This is a genomic window from Micromonospora sp. WMMD710 (assembly GCF_029626045.1).
Lineage (GTDB): Bacteria > Actinomycetota > Actinomycetes > Mycobacteriales > Micromonosporaceae > Micromonospora.
Map to the genome: position 1 here is coordinate 152,853 of NZ_JARUBD010000001.1, position 18,766 is coordinate 171,618.

An 18,766-nucleotide genomic window follows, 5' to 3' on the forward strand; every position below is an offset into this window, starting at 1 on the left:
GCCGTGGGTCGGGTCACGCCCGAGCCGCGGACGGGACGTCGGGTCAGGTCACCGCGTGCCGGCGGTGGCCCTTGCCGGCCTGGGGTTCGTCCACCGGCTTGCCGCCGGTGGGTCGGCCACCCGGGGTGGCCGTCTGCGCCGCGCTGGCCGCCTGCGCGGCGTTGGCCGTGACGGCCGCCGCGATGGCGTTGTCCACCGTCTGCTGGTCCGGCCAGCGCAGCGCGGCCACCAGCATCAGCAGCACCCCGGCCGCGCTCCACACCCCCACCACCACCGGGATCGAGAACCGGTCGGCGAGCAGCCCGGTGGCCAGCACCGCCACCCCCTGGATGACCTGGACCCCGGTGGCCATCACACCGAACGCGCGGGCCCGGAACTCGGCGCGCAGGGCCTGGACGAACAGGCCGTTGGCCATCGGCAGCATGCCGGCGACCGCGAACCCGCAGAGCGCGGCGAGCAGCGCCACCACCGGTGGGGCGGGGTTGAACAGTGCCGGCACCAGCGCCAGCGGCGCGAGCACGGCCAGGGGCCGCATCAGGGCCAGTCGGCGGGACGGAGCGAACAGTCGGCTCACGAGCAGCCCGCCGAGGATGAATCCCAGCGGATTCGCCACCATGATCAACGCTTGCGCCAGGCCCGCGTCCATCCTGCCGCCGTCCCGGTTGGCCCAGCCCGCGGCCAGCCCCTCCGGGACGATCGAGAAGAGCATCGCGCTGAACACCAGCACCGCGATGGCCCGCAGCACCGGCGTCCGGAACACGATCTGGAAACCCTGGGTGGTCTCCCGGAGCAGGTGGCTGCGGTGGGCGCTGGTCATCACCGGGAGCCGATCCTGGACGCCGAAACGCACCAGTAGCGCCGAGACGGCGAACGTCGCCGCGTTGATCAGCAGCGCGGCGGCCGGGTTGATCGCGGCGACGGCGGTGCCGAGCAGGTAGCCGACGACCTGCGCGGCCTGCCCGACGCTGCTGTTCAACGACAGGCCGACCACCAGCCGGTCGCCGGCGAGGATCTGCGGCAGCAGGGCGGACTTCGCCGCCTGGCTCGGCGGGTTGGCCAGCGTGGCCGCGAAGATGAGCACCAGCACCGCCTGGACCGGCAGGTTCGGGATGGCGATGAGCAGCATCAGCGCCATCCGGATCACGTCACACGTGACCATCACCCGCCGGTACGGGTATCGCTCCGCCAGCGCGGCGAGCAGTGGGCCACCGAGCAGCCAGGGCAGGAAGCTGACGGCGAACGCGGCGGCGGAGAGCGCGACGGACCTGGTCTGCTGGTAGACGAGGAGGGTGACGGCGGCCTTCGCCAGGTAGTCACCGACCCACGAGAGGGCCCCGGCCGTGAAGACAGCACGGAACTCGCGCTGGGCGAACACTTCGCGAAAAGTGGCCGGGCCTTCCGCGGAAGGTCGCTCGTCGGGCACCGTCGCCTCCATCGGCTCCCGGGGCACCGCTCGTGGCAGCCCGGCCGGGAACACTCGTCAGATCTACGGATCAGCGAGGATGTGACCACGCTCCGGCGGGAACGCGTGCACCGGATTCTGCCCGATAGTCTGACAACTAGCTAGGGCGAACGGCTCGTTCGTCGCATCCCCGACTGAACGAACGGACGATACCTGAGGGGCCGGCCGGCCCGCGACCCCTGGATCGCCGGACAGGTTGCCCGGGTCAGGTGGCGCCACCCTGACCGGTCTCCCCCTCGCGCAACGGGCGGCTCGACGCGCCCGGATAGATGCGGGCCGCGGCGATCTGGGCGGTGATCCCCGAGTTCTCCAGCGCCTCCGCGAGCCGTCGACGCAGCTCACGGCCCACCGCGAACTGCCCGTCGGCGGTCGTCTTCACCACCGTCCGGATCACCGCGCCGTCCACCGTCATCTGCTCGACGCCCAACACCTCCGGCGCCTCCACGATCTCCGGCGACAACTCCGGGTCCATCGCGATCGAGGCGGCCGCGGTCCGCAGGACGGCGGTCGCCTCCTCGGTACTGCTGAACCCGATCGGCAGGTCGACCACCACCAGGGCCCAGCCCTGGCTCTTGTTGCCCACCCGGATGATCTCGCCGTTGCGGATGTACCAGAGCACCCCGCGACCGTCACGCACGGTGGTGACCCGCAGGCCGACCGACTCCACCACGCCCGTCGCCTCGCCCAGGTCGACGTTGTCGCCCACCCCGTACTGGTCCTCGATGAGCATGAACAGGCCGGCGATCAGGTCCTTGACCAGACTCTGCGCGCCGAAGCCCAGCGCGACGCCGGCGATACCGGCGCTGGCCAGCAGCGGCGCCAGATCGAAGCTGAACTCCCGCAGGATCATCAGCAGCGCGATTCCGAAGACGAACGCGGTGGTCAGGCTGCGCAGTACCGAACCGATCGCCTCGGCGCGCTGCCGTCGTCGTTCCGGCACGAACTCGGCCGGGTCGACCGCGGCGGTCGGCACCCGCTCGCGCAACGGCCGGAGCATCGTCGGCACCGCACCGTCGGTGGTGGTCCGGACCAGCCGGTTGATCGTGCGGTGCAGCGCCCAGCGGGCCACCATCGCCAACGCCACGATCAGCAGCACCCGCAGCGGTTTGAGCAGGATCCAGTAGCTGCCCTCGGCGAACCAGGACGACCTGGTGATGTTGTAGATCCATTCGCAGGAGGTACTGCCCTGGCAGTTCACCGACCCGGCGGTGGACAGGGCGAGGGGCGTCACGCTGGCGGCACTCACCCTGTCTTCGTACCGCAACGGGCCCGAGCGCCCGCCGCCGACCCACCGGCCGGGTGACCTTAGAGCGACCGGCAATAGGCGTCACGTGAGTCGGCGGGTTGTCGGTCGGGTGTCCCAGCGATAGAGCGTGCGGGCTCGTTGGATGAGTTGACGGATCGTGACGATCGCGGCGGCCAGGTACAGGTAGAAGTCGATGATCGCCGCGTTGCGGTCGGTGCAGCGGCGGATCTTGCCGAAGCCGTTCAGCCACGAGTTCGTGCGCTCGACCACCCACCGCTTGCCGATCTGGATCGGGGCGGGCACGCCCTTGCGGGCGATCTGTGCGTCGAAGCCGATCTCGTCGAGCAGCTCACGGGTGCGCTGGCTGTCGTAGCCGCGGTCGAGGTGGGCGGTGACCTGCTGCGGCCAATGATGGCGTAGTTGGGTGCTGCACTGCTCGAAGGTGTCGCGTAGCAGCGGGGAGTCGTGTCGGTTGGCCGGGGCGCCGGTGATCCCGAGGGGGATGCCGTAGCCGTCCACACCGGTCGAGCGCTTCATACCGCCCTTGCCGCGGTCGACCGGTGAGCGGCCGGCCCGGTCTCCGCCGCAGGGTGCCTTGGTGATCGCGCCGTCGGCACTGACGTCGGCCAGGTCCAGGCCTGGTCCAGGCCGATCATCTGGACGCCTACGTCCAGATGATCGGCCTGGACCTGCTCACCGAGACCGGCGTCAGCCCACGAGCGCAGACGGCGACGGATGGTCCGGTCCAAACAACCCGCCGAGGCGACGCGTTCATAGCCGGATCGATCGACCAAAGCGGCGATGACGTGCTCGAACACCACCCGGTCCGGGATCCGTCGACGGTGACAGCCCAGCGGATGGGCCGGATCGAACTCAGGTCGCTCAGGCCACAACGCGGCGAACTGGACCCACACGGGTTCGAGCAACGATGATGGCGGCACAGGCACGGAACTCCATCGGTCACAGAGCGTCAACAACTCCGATGATCAATGGACCCGTGCCTGCTGCCTTCCCGCAGGTACCCGCATGTCCAGATCTTGAACCTATTGCCGGTCGCTCTTACTGAGCCCTGCCCCGCCCCGACTGCGCGCCTCCTCGGCCGAACTGTTGCTGCTGAGGGGAAGGGTGCTGGCCAGAGGTCAGCTGCGGATGTGGCCGTGCAGCCGCAGCGAACCTTGACGGTGTCCCTGCGGCAGCAACGAGGGCATTTGTGCCGCCTGGTGCGGTGGGTGCCGGTGCCACCCGGCGAGGGCCTGGCGGGGGGAGAGTTGGGTACCGCGCAGTCCACTGCTGCTCCGGGTGCTCCGGGCTCGTGGAAGGGTTGTCCCGCACCCGCTCCTGCGCGGGTCGATCCAGTCTTGCCCGAGCAAGTTTTTTCCGCTGCGCGTCCAGCTTTTGTTGGCGCTGTTGCTCTTGCTCGTGTTTGTTCTGTCGCCATTGCCCATAGTCCGTCACAAAACCTCTGCGTACCATCAGTTGGGTCTCAAGCACAACCTGTAATTGCTGCTGGGTCTGACTCAGGTCGGTCTGCATCTGCGAAAAAGTTTCCCGCTCCCGCTCCACCTGCCTCGCTAATTCCTGCTGCTCCCGCTCCCGCCGTTGCGCCATGTCGTGGGCTCCTTACTGCATCGTCTTACTGCATCGTCACCCGCTAAACGCGCGCATCGCGTATCCGGTTCAGAGCGCGTTTTAGATATGGGTTGGTCGGGTGTGTCGCACAGCGGGTCCGATCGGTGAGCGCAACTCTGTCGGTAGGCAGGCATGGATCGAGTGCGGCGCTACCCCTCTGACCCGACCGACGCCGAGTGGGAGATCATCGAGCCGATGCTGCCGTCCCCGCAGTGGATGGGCAGACCCGAGAAGCATCCCCGGCGGGCCGTCATCAACGCCATCTTGTACGTGGTGCGCACCGGTTGCGCGTGGCGGTACCTGCCGGTCGACTTCCCGCCGTGGCAGACCGTGTACGCGCATTTCACCCGGCTGAACAGGCGGGGTGTGACCGAGCGGATCCTGGCCGAGCTACGGGAGCAGATCCGGGTGGCACACGGCCGCGAGCCCGGGGCCGACGGCGGGGATCATCGACTCGCAGAGCGTCAAGGGCGCTGACCCGGTGCCGCAGGACTACCAGAAGCAAGATTAGTGCGTGCAATCCGGGGTCCGATCAGGGACTATTGGCGCAACGGACGTCGGTGATCGGCCCGGCGTCGACCGTGTGGGTCGTCATGCCCGGCCCCGGTCGACGGCGGTACGCAGCAGCCGCTGAACCGGGAGGGTGAGCGCGATGCCTGACATACGACCCACGGTGGGCTCCGGCGCGTTGGTCCTCAACGCCACCTACGAGCCGCTGTGTGTCGTGTCGGTGCGCCGAGCCGCGATTCTCGTCCTGTCCGCGAAGGCGGTCTGTGTCGCCGACGGCGACGGCATCCTGCACAGTGCCCGGGACGCGCTCCCGGTGCCGTCGGTGGTGCGGCTGACCCGCTTCGTGCGCGTGCCGTACCGCACGCACGTCGGGCTGTCCCGGCGGGCGATCTTCGCTCGGGACGGCTGGCGGTGCGCCTACTGCCGGGGCCCGGCCGAGACCATCGACCACGTGTTCCCCCGCAGCCGGGGTGGCCGGCACGCCTGGGAGAACGTGGTCGCCGCGTGCGCCCGCTGCAACCACACCAAGGGCGACAAGACGCCGGCCGAGCTGGGCTGGCGGCTGCACGCGCTGCCGGCCGCGCCGAAGGGCACGGCCTGGCGGGTCCTCGGGCACCGCGCGCCCGACCCCCGCTGGGCCGACTGGCTCGACCTGCGGGAGCCCGAAGCCGCCGCCTGACGCTCCGGCCGCTATCGGTCGCCGTAGTGGTACCGGCAGGCCACGATCTCGACGTCTTCCTTGGTGATCCGATACACGAGCCGGTGTTCGCGATCGATCCGGCGGGACCAGAAACCGGACAGCTCGCCCCGAAGATGCTCCGGCTTTCCGATGCCCTCGTATCCGTTGCGGATCACGTCGGCGATGAGATCGTTGATGCGCTTGACCAGCTTTCGGTCCGTGTGGCTGAGGTACTGGCTCCACGCCGTGGCGGTGAAGACCAGCCTCATGCGACGTCTCGTACGGTGGCCGGGTCGATGAGATCCCGCTCGGCCGCGTCGCCCGCCTCCAGTTCCGCTATCGATCGACGCAGCGCGGCGGCGTTGCTCGGACTGCGCAGGAGGTATTCGGTCTCCTTCATCGACTCGTACTCCGCAAGCGGCACGATCACCACGGGCTCGTGGCCGGAACGGGTCACCACCACTTCCTCGGCGTCGTTGATGACGCTGTCGAGCTCGGCGGCCAGGTTCTGCCTGAGCTGGGTGAAGTTCACGGTCCGCATGGCCACCTCCGAATAGGTACAGAAAACTGTACCTCGCGACTGGCGCGACTCAACGACCCGCACGGGCCTTCACCAGGGACGCGAAGACCACGACATTGTCCGAGTAGCCGGTCTCGCCGCCGACCCAGCGACCTCCGCAGGTGATCAGTCGCAGGCTCGGGCGGCTGAAGTCGCCGTACACCTCGTCGACCGGCAGCCGACCCTTGTCGAACCGTTCCACCGAGTCCACCTCGAAGACCGCCACGCTGTGGTCGGTGCGGGTCACCTCGATCTGGTCGCCGTTGCGCAACTCGCGGAGCTGGTGGAAGACCGCCGGACCGCTGGTGGTGTCGACGTGGCCGACGATCACCGCCGGGCCGTACTGGCCGGGTGTGGGGCCCTGGTCGTACCAGCCGGCCTCCTGGGCGTGGCTGGCGTCCGGCACGGCGATGGTGCCGTCCGCGGCGATGCCCACGCCATGCACCGGCGCCTGAAGGTCGATCTCACCGATGGCCAGGCTCGTCGGGCGGCTGGCCGGCAGCACCGGGAACTTTTTCGGCGGCGGCCGCAGGCCGGCGCTGAGTCGGTCGGGCAGGAGGCTGACCCCGGTCACCCGCTCGACGCCGAGCATCGCCACGATCAGCACCATCAGTGCGGCGATGGCCAGCACGGGCACTCCCGGCCCGGTGCCGAAGCGGCGGCGGGTCAGCGCCGATCCGGCCGTCCCGCTCGCCGGCAGCGGACGGGTGGCCGGATCGGTGGTGGCGACACCGGCCGACGCGGCCTGGCCGGCGACCACGCGCAACCGACCGCAGGCGCGGGCCACCAGCCGGCCGGAGGCGCGCAGTGCCGGCCCGGCGCGGAAGCGGGCGCGGCGATCCGGCCGCGCACGCGCGGATCTGCGGGTCATGGTTGGTCCGGCTCAGGAGCCGGCTCCGGTCCGGCGCCGTCCGCCCGCCATGCCGAGCGCGACCGCGGTGGCCACCAGGGCCACGCCGCCGAGCACCAGCAGCGAGCCGGTGCCCCGGCCCCCGGCGGTCCCGCCGCCCCCGGTCGCCGGTCCCTTGCTGGGCGAGGCCATGTTCAGCACGTTCAGCGTCGTCGACGCCGTCTGGCCGTTCTGGCAGCGCAGGTCGACCGCGTAGTCACCGGGTTCCTTGGTGCCCGCAACGGTGACCTCCCCCTTGAGGAAGCCGTTGTCCGGTCTGAGTATCACGTGCCCGAACGCGTCGGAGTGCACGTTGGCCTGCCGATCGTTGTTGTTGTCGCAGCTCGCGCGGATCGTGACCCGGCTGCCGGCCGGGACGCTGTTCGGGGTCACCTCGACGAACGTGTTCTCGCCGGCGCGTGCCGGCGCGACCGTCATCAGGACGAACGCCGCGACCAGCCCGACCAGTGTCAGTGCGGACGAGAGCGCGCGGTTGATCGTGCGGATTCCCTGCATGATTTCCCCCCAACCGGCGACGACCGCCGGAACCCTCCCCTGGGCACGCGCTGCTTTCCCCCTGACGCAGGGGCAAACCACGGGTCGGGGTGGGTCAGCGGCGGCGGAGGGTGTCGCCGGGTGGGACCGGGGTGATCGGCTGCCAGTCCAGCGGGGACGACAGGACCATCGTGCTCGACGGCTGGCCGTACGGGGCGAGTCGGTCGATGACGCCTTCGAACTCGCCGATCGAGCCGGCGGCCACCTTCAGCATGCTGCACGCGTCCCCGGTGATGCGGTGGATCTCCAGGATCTCCGGCCAGCCGGCCACCGCCGGGTCGTGCAGGATGCAGCGCGCCCCGTAACAGGACATCCGGATCAACGCGACCACGGTGCGGCCGGCCCGGGTCAGGTCGACGTGGGCGTGGTAGCCGGTGATCACACCGGATTCCTCGAGCCGGCGGACCCGCTCCGCGACCGCTGGTGGGGACAGGTGCACGCGCCGGGACAGCTCACTGAAGGAGAGCCGCGCGTCGGCCTGCAACTCGCGCAGCAGCGCCCAGTCCATGTCATCCACGCTCAGACCTTACTTTCGTGAACCCGACTCGCCTAGCTGCCTTCGGTTTGCGAGCCACAGCCGAGAAGAGCCGTTGATCCGGCATTCCGTAGGCCGATCCGACCGCGGGATCATGACGTCGGCCAGTCCGGGGGAGGGAGTCCAATGGTGGATCAGACGGAGCGGCGGGTGCCGAACCGCCCCGCCACGGTGCGACCGGTGACCCCGCGGCAGCGGGCCGCCCGCGCCGCCCGCAACGGCGGTGAACCGACGCTGGAGTTCGCCGAGCGCGTGCCGTACGACGCGTACGTGCAGGCCAGCACCCTGCACCAGTTGCAGCAGCCGCTCAGTACCGACCCGGGCGAGATGTCGTTCCTCATGGTCAGTCAGATCATGGAGTTGTACTTCGGGCTGACCTGCCACGAGTTGCGCGAGACCCAGCGGCTGCTCCGCGCCGACCAGGTGTGGGACGCGCTCGCCCCGCTGCGCCGCGCGGCCCTGCACCTGGAAGGGCTCAACGCCGCCTGGCAGGGCCTGCGCTGGATGACCCCGGCCGATTTCAACCGGTTCCGCAACCTGCTCGGCGAGGGCTCCGGCTTCCAGTCGGCCATGTACCGGCACCTGGAATTCCGGCTCGGGCTGCGCGACCCGGCGCTGATCCGGCCGTTCCGCCGGCAGACCGAGGTGCACGCCGCGCTGAGCGCCGAGCTGGCCGCCCCCAGCCTGTGGGACGACGTGGTCGCGCTGCTCGCGCGGCGTGGCTTCGACCTCCCCGCCGACCTGCTCGCCCGGGACGTGGCCGTGGAGCACGACCCGCACCCGTCCGTCGAGGCGGCCTGGGTACGCGTCTACGCCGACGCCGGCCCCGACAACCACCTGCGGCTGCTCGGCGAGGCGCTCAGCGGCGTCGCCGAGGAGTTCGGCGACTGGCGGTGGAACCACGTCAAGGCGGTGCAGCGAACAATGGGCGCCAAGGTCGGCAGCGGCGGCTCCGCCGGGCTGGCGTGGTTGCAGCGCAGCATGTCCCGGGTCGTCTTCCCGGAGCTGTGGTCGGCCCGTACCGCGATGTGACCGGAGAGCGAGACATGCACACCCCAGAACGAGAGGCGCACCGCCTCGACGAGGCCGACCCGGGCCACCGGCACCTGTTCCTCGTGCCGCCGGCCGACGGCGGCGACCACCCCGAGTCGGCGTACCTGGCCGGCAACTCGCTCGGCCTGCAACCCCGGGCCACCCGCGACGAACTCCTCGCCGACCTGGACGCGTGGGGGCGGCTCGGCGTCGAGGGGCACCTGGAGGCGCAACGCCCCTGGCTGCCGTACCACGAGCTGTTGACGGCGCCGGCCGCCCGACTGGTCGGCGCCCGGCCCGCGGAGACCGTGGTGATGAACTCGCTCACGGTCAACCTGCACCTGCTGATGGTCAGTTTCTACCGCCCGGCGGGTGCCCGCACCCGCATCGTCATCGAGGACGCCGCGTTCCCCTCGGACAGTTACGCGGTGCGCAGCCAGGCCCGGTTCCACGGCCTGGACCCGGACGACACGGTCATCCGGCTGCGCCCGCGCCCCGGCGAGGACGCCCTGCGCACCGAGGACGTCACCGACTACCTGGCCGCCGAGGGCGACCGGGTGGCGTTGGTGCTGCTCGGCGGGGTCAACTACCTGACCGGTGAGTTGCTGGACATCCCCGCGATCACGGCAGCCGGCCGCGCGGCCGGCGCGGTCGTCGGCTGGGATCTCGCGCACGCGGTGGGCAACGTGCCCCTCGCGCTGCACGACTGGGACGTCGACTTCGCGGCCTGGTGCTCCTACAAGTACCTGAACTCCGGGCCGGGTGCCCTCGCCGGTGTGTTCGTGCACGAGCGGCACCTCGGCGACGCGGACCTGCCCCGCTTCGAGGGCTGGTGGAGCACCGCGGCGGCGACCCGGTTCGAGATGACGCCGGTGTCCCGGCCACCGGCCACGGTGGAGGCCTGGCAGATCTCCAACCCGCCGATCTTCGCGATGGGTCCGGTGCGTACCTCGCTGGAGCTGTTCGACGCGGTCGGGATGCCCGCGCTGCGGGCACGCAGCCAGCGGCTCACCGGCTGGCTGGAGTCGCTGCTCGACGAGGTCACCGCCGACCGGCCGCTGCGCGTGGTCACCCCGCGCGACCCGGCCCGGCGGGGCTGCCAGCTCTCGGTCCGCATCGGCGCCGGCAGCGCCGCCGAGCTGACCAAACGCCTGCGGTACGAACACGGCGTCATCGCCGACGCCCGCGAACCGGACGTCGTCCGGTTCGCCCCGGTGCCGCTCTACTCCACCTACCTCGACTGCTGGCGGGCCGCCGCCGCCCTGGCGGCGACCGTGGGGCAGGTGAACCCGTGACGGCGCGACGCGACGAGATCGCGATCATCGGCGCCGGCCTGGCCGGCTGCCTGGCCGCCTGCTTCCTGGCCCGGCGCGGCTACCCGGTGGCCCTCTACGAACGACGGCCCGACCCGCGCAACGGCACGGCCGAGCGCGGCCGGTCGATCAACCTGGCGCTGTCCGAGCGTGGGCTGGACGCGTTGCGTCGGATCGGCCTGGCCGAACAGGTGATGACCGACGCGCTGCCGATGCGCGGCCGGATGATCCACCCGGTCCAGGGGGAGCCGCAGTTCCAGTCGTACAGCGCGGCCGGTGACCGGGCGATCAACTCGATCAGCCGGGGCGCGCTGAACAACGCGCTGCTGGACGCCGCCGCGGCACTGCCCGGCGTCCGGATCGTCTTCGACCACCGGCTGGTCGGGCTCGACCCGACCGACGGCGCCCTGAGCTTCGACACCCCGCAGGGCACGGTCGCCGCGAAGGCGTCGGTGGTGCTGGGCGCCGACGGCGCCGGGTCCGCGGTCCGTGCACAACTGCTGGCGTACGGGCTGCTGAGCGAGAGTGTGGACGTCCTCGACTACGGCTACAAGGAGCTGACGATTCCGCCGCTGGGCGGGGACTTCGCGCTCGATCCGGACGCGCTGCACATCTGGCCGCGCGGCACCTCGATGATGATCGCGCTGCCGAACCCGGACCGCTCTTTCACCTGCACGCTGTTCTGGCCCAACGAGGGCGCCGGCAGCTTCGCCTCGCTCGACGACCCGGCCGCGATCGTCGCGCACTTCGCGCAGCACTACCCGGACGTGGTGCCGTTGGCGCCGACCCTGCTCGACGACTACCAGCACAACCCGGTGGGTGTGCTCGGCACCGTCCGCAGCACCCCCTGGCAGGTCAACGGCACCGTCGGCCTGCTCGGCGACGCGGCCCACGCCATCGTGCCGTTCTACGGCCAGGGCGCCAACTGCGCCTTCGAGGACGTGGTGGAACTGGACCGCTGCCTCGACGAGTGCGCCGACGACTGGGCGGCGGCGCTGCCGCTGTTCCAGCGACGCCGGCAGGAGAACGCCGAGGCCATCGCCCAGATGGCGCTGACGAACTTCGTGGAGATGCGGGACAAGGTCGCCTCCCCGGTCTTCCAGCTGCGCCGCGAGGTCGAGCACGCACTGGAACGGGCACTGCCCGGCCGGTACGTTTCCCAGTACGAGCTGGTGTCCTTCTCCACCACCCCGTACGCCGAGGTGCGCCGCCGCGTCCGTCGGCAGCACCGCGTGCTCGGCGCGGTCGTTGGCGGAGCGGCGCTGCTGCTGGCCGGCGCGGTCGCGGCGGCACTCAGCCGAGGGAGGCGCGCGTGACGACACTCTGGGACTCCGCACTGATGACCGGCCACGCGCCGGCCGGGCCGCCGCGCCTGCGTAACTTCGTGGGCGGCGAGTTCGTCGACGGTGGGCCGACGTTCACCAAGGCCAGCCCGGTCACCGGTGAGCCGGTGTTCGAGGTCGTCGAGGCGTCGCGGTCCACGGTGGACGACGCGGTGGCCGCCGCTCGGGCCGCGCTGCGCGGTCCGTGGGGCCGGATGGGCGAGCGGGAACGCGCCGAGGTGCTGCGCCGGGTCGCCGACGAGCTGGAGCGCCGCTTCGACGACCTGGTCACCGCCGAGGTCGCCGACACCGGCAAGTCCATCGCCCAGGCCCGCACGCTGGACATCCCGCGTGGGGCGGCGAACTTCCGGGCGTTCGCGGAGATCGTGGCGACCGCACCGACCGAGTCGTTCACCACCGTCACCCCGACCGGCGGCCGGGCGCTCAACTACGCCCTGCGCAAACCGGTCGGCGTGGTCGCGGTCATCGTGCCGTGGAACCTGCCGCTGCTGCTGCTCACCTGGAAGGTCGCACCGGCGCTGGCCTGCGGCAACGCCGTCGTGGTCAAGCCCAGCGAGGAGACTCCCGCCTCGGCGACGCTGCTCGCCGAGGTGATGGCCGCCGCCGGCGTACCGGACGGGGTGTTCAACCTCGTGCACGGGTTCGGACCGGACTCGGCCGGCGAGTTCCTCACCCGCCACCCCGGCGTCGACGCGATCACCTTCACCGGCGAGTCGGCCACCGGCGGCGCGATCATGCGGGCCGCCGCCGACGGCGTGAAGGCGGTGAGCTTCGAACTGGGCGGCAAGAACGCCGGCCTGGTCTTCGCCGACGCCGACCTGGACGCCGCGGTGGCCGGGTCGGTGCGCTCCAGCTTCACCAACGGCGGGCAGGTGTGCCTCTGCACCGAACGCATCTACGTGCAGCGGCCGGTCTTCGAGGAGTTCACCGCCCGGCTGGCGAAGCGGGCCGGGGAACTGGCGTACGGCTGGCCGACCGACGAGGCCACCGCCACCATGCCGCTGATCTCCCACCAGCACCGGGCGAAGGTGCTCGGCGCGTACGAGCTGGCCCGCACCGAGGGTGCCGAGGTGCTCACCGGGGGCGGCACGCCCACCTTCGGTGACGCCCGAGACGACGGGTCGTACGTGCAGCCGACGGTGCTCACCGGCCTCGGGCCGGACGCCCGCACCAACCGGGAGGAGATCTTCGGCCCGGTGGTGCACGTCGCGCCGTTCGACACCGAGGACGAGGCGTACGCCCTGGCCAACGGCACCGAGTACGGCCTCGCCGCGACCGTGTGGACCCGGGACGTGGGTGTCGCGCACCGCGCCGGGGCCCGGCTGGACGCCGGCATCGTCTGGGTCAACACCTGGTTCCTGCGCGACCTGCGCACCCCGTTCGGCGGGGTGAAGGCGTCCGGCATCGGCCGGGAGGGCGGCGTGCACTCGCTGAACTTCTACTCCGAACTCACCAACGTCTGCGTGGACCTGTCGTGAGCCGTAGCGAGGGAGCGAGCGTGGACGCTGACATCGAGGCCGCCAACCGGGAGCTGGCCGACGCCCGCAGCACCGGCAAGCCGTGCCCGCCGCTGCGCGGTCGGTTGCTGCCGGAGGGCGACGTCGAGTCCGCGTACCGTGTGCAGCAGCTCCAGGCGCGGGCCTGGCAGGGCCGCGGCGAACGCCGGGTCGGCGCGAAGATCGGGCTGACGTCCCGGGCGGTGCAGGAGACCTTCGGGGTGTTCCAGCCCGACTTCGGGATGCTGACCGACGCGATGGCCGTCGGCGACGGGGTCGAGGTGGCCATCGACCGGCTGCTCCAGCCGCGGGTCGAGGCGGAGATCGCGTTCGTGCTCGACCGGGACCTCGCGGACCCGCAGATCACCACGGTCGACCTGATCCGCGCGGTCGACCACGTGCTGCCGGCGATCGAGATCGTCGACTCGCGGATCGCCGCCTGGGACATCTCCATCGTGGACACCATCGCCGACAACGCCTCCAGCGGGCTGTTCGTGCTCGGTACCACCCCGCGCCGGCTCGCCGACGTCGACCTGCGGCTGTGCGGGATGGTGCTGGAGCACGCCGGTGAGCCGGTCTCGGTCGGCGCGGGCGCGGCCTGCCTCGGCAACCCGCTGCACGCCCTGCAGTGGCTGGCGAGCACCCTCGCCCGCGCCGGTGACCCGCTGCGCGCCGGCGACGTGGTGCTCTCCGGGGCGCTCGGCCCGATGGTGCCGGTCACCCCGGGCGCCGCGTACGAGGCGCGGATCTCCGGGCTCGGCTCGGTACGCACCGCCTTCACCCGAGGAGAGACAGCATGAGCGTCGGCGTGGCGGTGCTGGGATCGGGAAACATCGGCACCGACCTGATGATCAAGGTGCTGCGGCTGAGTGACAGCCTGCGGATGGTGGCGTTGGCCGGCATCGACCCGGCCTCCGACGGCCTGGCGCGGGCTCGCCGCCTCGGCGTGGCCACCACCGCCGAGGGCGTGGACGGCCTGGTCGCGATGCCCGAGTTCGCCGACGTGGAGCTGGTCTTCGACGCCACCTCGGCCGGCGCGCACCGACGCCACGACGAGGTGCTGCGCGCGCACGGCCGCACCGTGGTCGACCTGACCCCGGCCGCGCTCGGCCCGTACGTGGTGCCGCCGGTCAACCTCGACGAACACCTGCACGAACGCAACGTCAACATGGTGACCTGCGGCGGCCAGGCGACCGTGCCGATCGTCGCCGCCGTGCGCCGGGTCACCCCGGTGGTGTACGGGGAGATCGTCGCGTCGATCGCGTCGAAGTCGGCGGGGCCGGGCACCCGGGCCAACATCGACGAATTCACCGAGACCACGGCCCGCGCCATCGAGGTGGTCGGCGGGGCCGAACGGGGCAAGGCGATCATCGTGCTGAACCCGGCGGACCCGCCGCTGCTGATGCGCGACACCGTCTACTGCCTCTGCCCGGACGTGGACGCCGACACCGACGCGATCGCCGCCTCGGTGGCGGACATGGTGGCGACGGTCCAGGAGTACGTCCCCGGCTACCGCCTCAAGCAGGACGTGCAGTTCGACCGGGTGCGGGCGTACCTGCCGACGCTCGGGCGGCAGCTCACCGCGTTGCAGGTGTCGGTCTACCTGGAGGTCTCCGGCGCGGGCCACTACCTGCCGGCGTACGCCGGGAACCTGGACATCATGACCTCCGCCGCGCTGCGCACCGCGGAGCGGCTGGTCGCCCTGCGCTCCTCGGAGGTGGCCGCGCCATGACCGACCTGTACATCCAGGACGTGACGCTGCGCGACGGCATGCACGCCATCGCCCACCGGTACACCGTCGAGCAGGTGCGCACCATCGCCGCCGCGCTGGACGCCGCCGGGGTGGCCGCCATCGAAGTGGCGCACGGCGACGGCCTCGCCGGCTCCAGCGTCAACTACGGCCACGGCGCGGCCAGCGACGCCGAGTGGATCTCCGCCGCCGCCGAGGTGCTGACCACGGCGAGGCTGACCACGCTGCTGTTGCCGGGCATCGGCACCATCGCCGACCTGAAGGCGGCAAAGGCGCTCGGGGTGACCAGCGTCCGGATCGCCACCCACTGCACGGAGGCGGACATCTCCGCCCAGCACATCTCCTGGGCCCGGGAGAACGGCATGGACGTGGCCGGGTTCCTGATGATGTCGCACATGAACGATGCGGCCGGGCTGGCCGGGCAGGCCAAGCTCATGGAGTCGTACGGGGCGCACTGCGTCTACGTCACCGACTCCGGTGGCCGGCTGCTGATGTCCGACGTGGCGCAGCGGGTCGACGCGTACCGGCAGGTGCTCGCACCGGAGACGCAGATCGGCATCCACGCCCACCACAACCTGTCGCTCGGGGTGGCCAACAGCGTGCTCGCCGTCGAGCACGGCCGGATCACCGGGTCCGCGCCGGCCGGCCCCGACGCGGTGCACGGCCGGACAGTCCGCGTCGACGCGTCCCTCGCCGGCATGGGCGCGGGTGCCGGCAACGCGCCGCTGGAGGTCTTCGTGGCGGTCGCCGAGCTGCACGGCTGGAAGCACGGCTGCGACGTGTTCGCCCTGATGGACGCCGCCGACGACATCGTCCGCCCGTTGCAGGACCGGCCGGTCCAGGTGGACCGGGAGACGCTCTCCCTGGGGTACGCGGGGGTCTACTCCAGCTTCCTGCGGCACGCCGAGCGGGCCTCCGCGAAGTACGGCGTGGACGTCCGGTCGATCCTCGTCGAGCTGGGTCGACGCCGGATGGTCGGCGGCCAGGAGGACATGATCGTGGACGTGGCACTGGACCTGACCGGCAAGGGTGACGCAGCATGATCGGACCAGACATCGCGGGGATCGCCGAGAAGCTGGCCGCGGCTGCCGACACGGCCACCGCCATCCCGCAGCTCGCCGCCGAGACGGGCCTCGACGTGGACGGCGCGTACGCCGTGCAGGCCGCGTTGCTCCAGCGTCGCCTCGACTCCGGTGAGCGGCTGGTCGGGCTGAAGATGGGGCTCACCAGCAGGGCGAAGATGGCCCAGGTCGGCGTGGACGAGGTGATCTGGGGGCGGCTCACCAACGCGATGCGGGTGCCCGACGGCGGCGGGGTGGATCCGGCCGCGTACATCCATCCCCGCGTCGAGCCGGAGGTGGCGTTCCTGCTGGACCGGCTGCCCGAGCCGGGCGAGCCGGTCGGCGACTTCGCCACGGCCGTCCGCGCGGTCGCCCCGGCCATCGAGCTGATCGACTCCCGGTACGCGGACTTCCGCTTCTCGTTGCCGGACGTCATCGCGGACAACACCTCGGCCGCCGCCTTCGTGATCGGGCCGTGGTCGCCGGTGCCGGCCGGGCTGGACAACCTGGGCGTGCTGCTGGAGGTCGACGGGCGGGTGGCGCAGGTCGGCTCGACGGCGGCGATCCTCGGCGATCCGCGCCGGGCACTCGACGAGGGCATCCGGCTGGCCGGCCGGCACGGGGTGCGGCTGGAGTCCGGCTGGGTCTTCCTGGCCGGCGCCGCCACCGCCGCGGTGCCGTTGCGTCCCGGGGCCCATGTCCGTGCCGTCGTCGAGAAGCTCGGCACGGCATCGCTGCGGGCCTCGTCGTGACCGCGCGGGTGGTGGCCGGCAAGGCCGTGCCGCGGGGAGCGTTTCCGCACGTCAAGGTCGCGGGTGGGTTCGTCTTCGTCTCCGGTACGTCGTCGCGGCGGCCGGACAACACGTTCGCCGGGGTGTCGGTGGACGAGTTCGGCACCACCGACCTCGACATCCGGGTGCAGACGCGAGCCGTGATCGAGAACATCGGCGACCTGCTGCGTTCGGTCGGCGCCGACCTCAGCGACCTCGTCCAGGTGACGACGTACCTGGTCACCATGAACGACTTCGGTGGTTACAACGAGGTCTGGGCGGAGTTCTTCGACGCGTCCGGTCCGACCCGTACGACGGTGGCGGTGCACCAGTTGCCGCACCCGCACCTGCTCATCGAGATCCAGGCCGTGGCCCTTCTTCCCTCGGGAGGTCAGTCGTGAGTGAGATCGCCGAGCCGTTCAGCTTTCCGGGCTGGATCGCGGACAACCAGCACCTGTTGAAGCCGCCGGTGGGCAACAAGGAGATGTTCCCCGGCGGGGACGACTTCATCGTGATGGTGGTGGGCGGTCCCAACCAGCGCACCGACTTCCACGTGGACCCGTACGAGGAGTTCTTCTACCAGGTCAAGGGCACCATGCACATCAACCTGATGACCCCGGAGGGGCCACGTACGGTACACGTCCGCGAGGGTCAGATGTGGATGCTGCCACGGAACACCCCGCACTCGCCGCAGCGGCCGGAGGCCGGCTCGATCGGTGTGGTCGTCGAGCGGGTCCGTGAGGAGGGCACGCTGGAGACGTTCCAGTGGTACTGCCCGGAGTGCGGGCACAAGGTGCACGAGGTGGAGTTGCAGGTCCGCGACATCGCGGCCGACCTGCCCCCGGTGTTCCAGGCGTTCTACGCCGACGAGGCGGCACGTACCTGCGCCAACTGCGGCACCCTGCATCCGGGCAAGGGCTGATGCCCGCAGGTGCGGTCGACGTGCACACGCACGTCGTACCCAAGGGGTGGCCGGACCTCGCCGGCGCGTGCGGCGGGTCCGGTTGGCCCTGGTTGCGGGTCGACTCCGAGCGCGCCGCCATGATCATGGTGGGGGAGACGGAGTTCCGCCCGGTCGGCGCCGAGTGCTGGGACGCCGAGCGCCGGCTGGCCGACATGGACGCCGACGGCGTGGACGTGCAGGTGGTGTCGCCGACCCCGGTCTTCTTCAGCTACGACCGCCCGGCCGACCAGGCGGTGAAGGTCGCCCGGATCTTCAACGACCTGACCCTGGAGGTCACCGCGGCCGGTGGCGACCGGCTGGTGCCGTTCTGCCAGGTGCCGTTGCAGGATCCGGATGCCGCCTGCGCCGAGCTGGACCGCAGCCTGGCCGCCGGGCACGTCGGCGTGGAGATCGGCAACCACGTCGGCGACCGGGACCTGGACGACGCGGGGGTGGTCACCTTCCTGCAGCACTGCGCCGAGGTGGGCGCGCCGGTCTTCGTCCACCCGTGGGACATGCCGGGCGGTCCCCGGCTGGACCGGTGGATGGCCCGCTGGCTCACCGGGATGCCCGCCGAGACGCACCTGTCGGTGCTGGCGATGATCCTGGGCGGCGTCTTCGACCGGGTGCCGGACACGCTGCGGATCTGCTTCGCGCACGGCGGCGGCAGCTTCCCGTTCTGGCTGGGCCGCGCCGACAACGCCTGGCACCGCCGCGGTGACCTGGTCCGGGGCGCGTCCGCCGGCCCGCCCAGCAGCTACCTCGACCGGTTCAGCGTCGACTCGGTGGTCTTCGCGGCACCCGCGCTGCGGCTGCTGGTCGACACGATGGGGGAGGACCGGGTGCTGGTGGGCAGCGACTACCCGTACCCGCTGGGCGAACGGCCGGCCGGCGCGGTGGTCCGTGCGGCCGACTTCCTCACCGACGCCCAGCGCGACAAGCTCCTGTCCGCCAACGCCCGGCGCTTCCTTGGCCGATCGGAGCCGTAGCGGCT

At 71.4% G+C, this 18,766-nt stretch carries 20 protein-coding genes and 1 pseudogene; 13 read left to right on the top strand and 8 right to left on the bottom strand.

Annotated features, from left to right (window positions below; translation table 11 throughout):
- Positions 1-43: 43 nt before the first annotated feature.
- From O7620_RS00770 to O7620_RS00780, 3 genes and pseudogenes are all read right to left on the bottom strand, one after another.
- A complete protein-coding gene (locus O7620_RS00770; RefSeq protein WP_278126795.1) occupies positions 44-1,435 on the bottom strand; it encodes an MFS transporter in 1,392 nt (463 codons plus the stop codon).
- Positions 1,436-1,667: 232 nt separating this feature from the next.
- Positions 1,668-2,678, bottom strand: a complete 1,011-nt coding sequence (locus tag O7620_RS00775) for a mechanosensitive ion channel family protein (protein WP_278126796.1) — start codon at positions 2,676-2,678, stop codon at positions 1,668-1,670.
- Between the two features lie 111 nt (positions 2,679-2,789).
- Positions 2,790-3,655 (bottom strand): annotated as a pseudogene (locus O7620_RS00780) (IS5 family transposase).
- Positions 3,656-4,469: 814 nt separating this feature from the next.
- On the opposite strand from O7620_RS00780, the gene O7620_RS00785 reads away from it, so the two are divergent.
- A complete protein-coding gene (locus O7620_RS00785) occupies positions 4,470-4,814 on the top strand; it encodes a transposase (RefSeq protein WP_278121247.1) in 345 nt (114 codons plus the stop codon).
- Between the two features lie 175 nt (positions 4,815-4,989).
- The gene (locus O7620_RS00790) at positions 4,990-5,526 is read left to right on the top strand and encodes an HNH endonuclease (protein ID WP_074313833.1); all 537 of its coding nucleotides are present in this window, start codon (positions 4,990-4,992) and stop codon (positions 5,524-5,526) included.
- A gap of 11 nt (positions 5,527-5,537) precedes the next feature.
- On the opposite strand, the gene O7620_RS00795 is transcribed toward O7620_RS00790, so the two are convergent.
- From O7620_RS00795 to O7620_RS00815, 5 genes are all read right to left on the bottom strand, one after another.
- Positions 5,538-5,795: a Txe/YoeB family addiction module toxin gene (locus tag O7620_RS00795; protein ID WP_278121249.1), complete on the bottom strand. Its 258-nt coding sequence runs from the start codon at positions 5,793-5,795 to the stop codon at positions 5,538-5,540.
- Complete coding sequence (locus O7620_RS00800) at positions 5,792-6,067, bottom strand: type II toxin-antitoxin system prevent-host-death family antitoxin (protein ID WP_151492006.1); 276 nt, start codon at positions 6,065-6,067, stop codon at positions 5,792-5,794. Before O7620_RS00800 ends, O7620_RS00795 begins: the two co-directional genes overlap by 4 nt.
- A 49-nt stretch (positions 6,068-6,116) precedes the next feature.
- A complete protein-coding gene (locus O7620_RS00805) occupies positions 6,117-6,956 on the bottom strand; it encodes a class F sortase (protein ID WP_278121251.1) in 840 nt (279 codons plus the stop codon).
- Between the two features lie 12 nt (positions 6,957-6,968).
- Positions 6,969-7,442: a hypothetical protein gene (locus tag O7620_RS00810; RefSeq protein WP_278126797.1), complete on the bottom strand. Its 474-nt coding sequence runs from the start codon at positions 7,440-7,442 to the stop codon at positions 6,969-6,971.
- A gap of 142 nt (positions 7,443-7,584) precedes the next feature.
- Positions 7,585-8,046 carry an Lrp/AsnC family transcriptional regulator gene (locus O7620_RS00815; protein ID WP_278121253.1) on the bottom strand — a complete coding sequence of 154 codons (462 nt, stop codon included), beginning with the start codon at positions 8,044-8,046 and terminating at the stop codon, positions 7,585-7,587.
- 147 nt (positions 8,047-8,193) lie between these two features.
- Between O7620_RS00815 and O7620_RS00820 the strand changes: the two genes are divergently transcribed.
- Genes O7620_RS00820 through O7620_RS00870 form a run of 11 tightly spaced genes read left to right on the top strand, consistent with a single transcriptional unit; the run spans position 8,194 to position 18,761 of the window.
- Complete coding sequence (locus O7620_RS00820; RefSeq protein ID WP_151491797.1) at positions 8,194-9,096, top strand: tryptophan 2,3-dioxygenase family protein; 903 nt, start codon at positions 8,194-8,196, stop codon at positions 9,094-9,096.
- Between the two features lie 14 nt (positions 9,097-9,110).
- Positions 9,111-10,391 carry a kynureninase gene (kynU, locus tag O7620_RS00825; RefSeq protein WP_151491798.1) on the top strand — a complete coding sequence of 427 codons (1,281 nt, stop codon included), beginning with the start codon at positions 9,111-9,113 and terminating at the stop codon, positions 10,389-10,391.
- Positions 10,388-11,725 carry an NAD(P)/FAD-dependent oxidoreductase gene (locus tag O7620_RS00830; protein ID WP_278121257.1) on the top strand — a complete coding sequence of 446 codons (1,338 nt, stop codon included), beginning with the start codon at positions 10,388-10,390 and terminating at the stop codon, positions 11,723-11,725. Before kynU ends, O7620_RS00830 begins: the two co-directional genes overlap by 4 nt.
- Before the next feature lie 23 nt (positions 11,726-11,748).
- Positions 11,749-13,230 (top strand): 2-hydroxymuconic semialdehyde dehydrogenase, encoded by a 1,482-nt coding sequence (locus O7620_RS00835; RefSeq protein WP_278126800.1) that lies wholly within the window; start codon positions 11,749-11,751, stop codon positions 13,228-13,230.
- Positions 13,231-13,250: 20 nt separating this feature from the next.
- Entirely contained in the window at positions 13,251-14,048 is a 798-nt protein-coding gene (locus tag O7620_RS00840) for a fumarylacetoacetate hydrolase family protein (RefSeq protein WP_278121259.1), read from the top strand.
- On the top strand, positions 14,045-14,980 hold the full coding sequence (locus O7620_RS00845) for an acetaldehyde dehydrogenase (acetylating) (RefSeq protein WP_278121261.1): 936 nt from the start codon (positions 14,045-14,047) through the stop codon (positions 14,978-14,980). The genes O7620_RS00840 and O7620_RS00845 overlap by 4 nt, the downstream gene beginning before the upstream one ends.
- Positions 14,977-16,041, top strand: a complete 1,065-nt coding sequence (gene dmpG, locus O7620_RS00850; protein WP_151491802.1) for a 4-hydroxy-2-oxovalerate aldolase — start codon at positions 14,977-14,979, stop codon at positions 16,039-16,041. The genes O7620_RS00845 and dmpG overlap by 4 nt, the downstream gene beginning before the upstream one ends.
- Positions 16,038-16,811 carry a fumarylacetoacetate hydrolase family protein gene (locus tag O7620_RS00855; protein ID WP_278121263.1) on the top strand — a complete coding sequence of 258 codons (774 nt, stop codon included), beginning with the start codon at positions 16,038-16,040 and terminating at the stop codon, positions 16,809-16,811. Before dmpG ends, O7620_RS00855 begins: the two co-directional genes overlap by 4 nt.
- Positions 16,808-17,230 carry a RidA family protein gene (locus O7620_RS00860; protein WP_151491804.1) on the top strand — a complete coding sequence of 141 codons (423 nt, stop codon included), beginning with the start codon at positions 16,808-16,810 and terminating at the stop codon, positions 17,228-17,230. Before O7620_RS00855 ends, O7620_RS00860 begins: the two co-directional genes overlap by 4 nt.
- Entirely contained in the window at positions 17,227-17,751 is a 525-nt protein-coding gene (locus O7620_RS00865; protein WP_278121265.1) for a 3-hydroxyanthranilate 3,4-dioxygenase, read from the top strand. Before O7620_RS00860 ends, O7620_RS00865 begins: the two co-directional genes overlap by 4 nt.
- Complete coding sequence (locus O7620_RS00870; RefSeq protein WP_151491806.1) at positions 17,751-18,761, top strand: amidohydrolase family protein; 1,011 nt, start codon at positions 17,751-17,753, stop codon at positions 18,759-18,761. The genes O7620_RS00865 and O7620_RS00870 overlap by 1 nt, the downstream gene beginning before the upstream one ends.
- Positions 18,762-18,766: the final 5 nt, after the last annotated feature.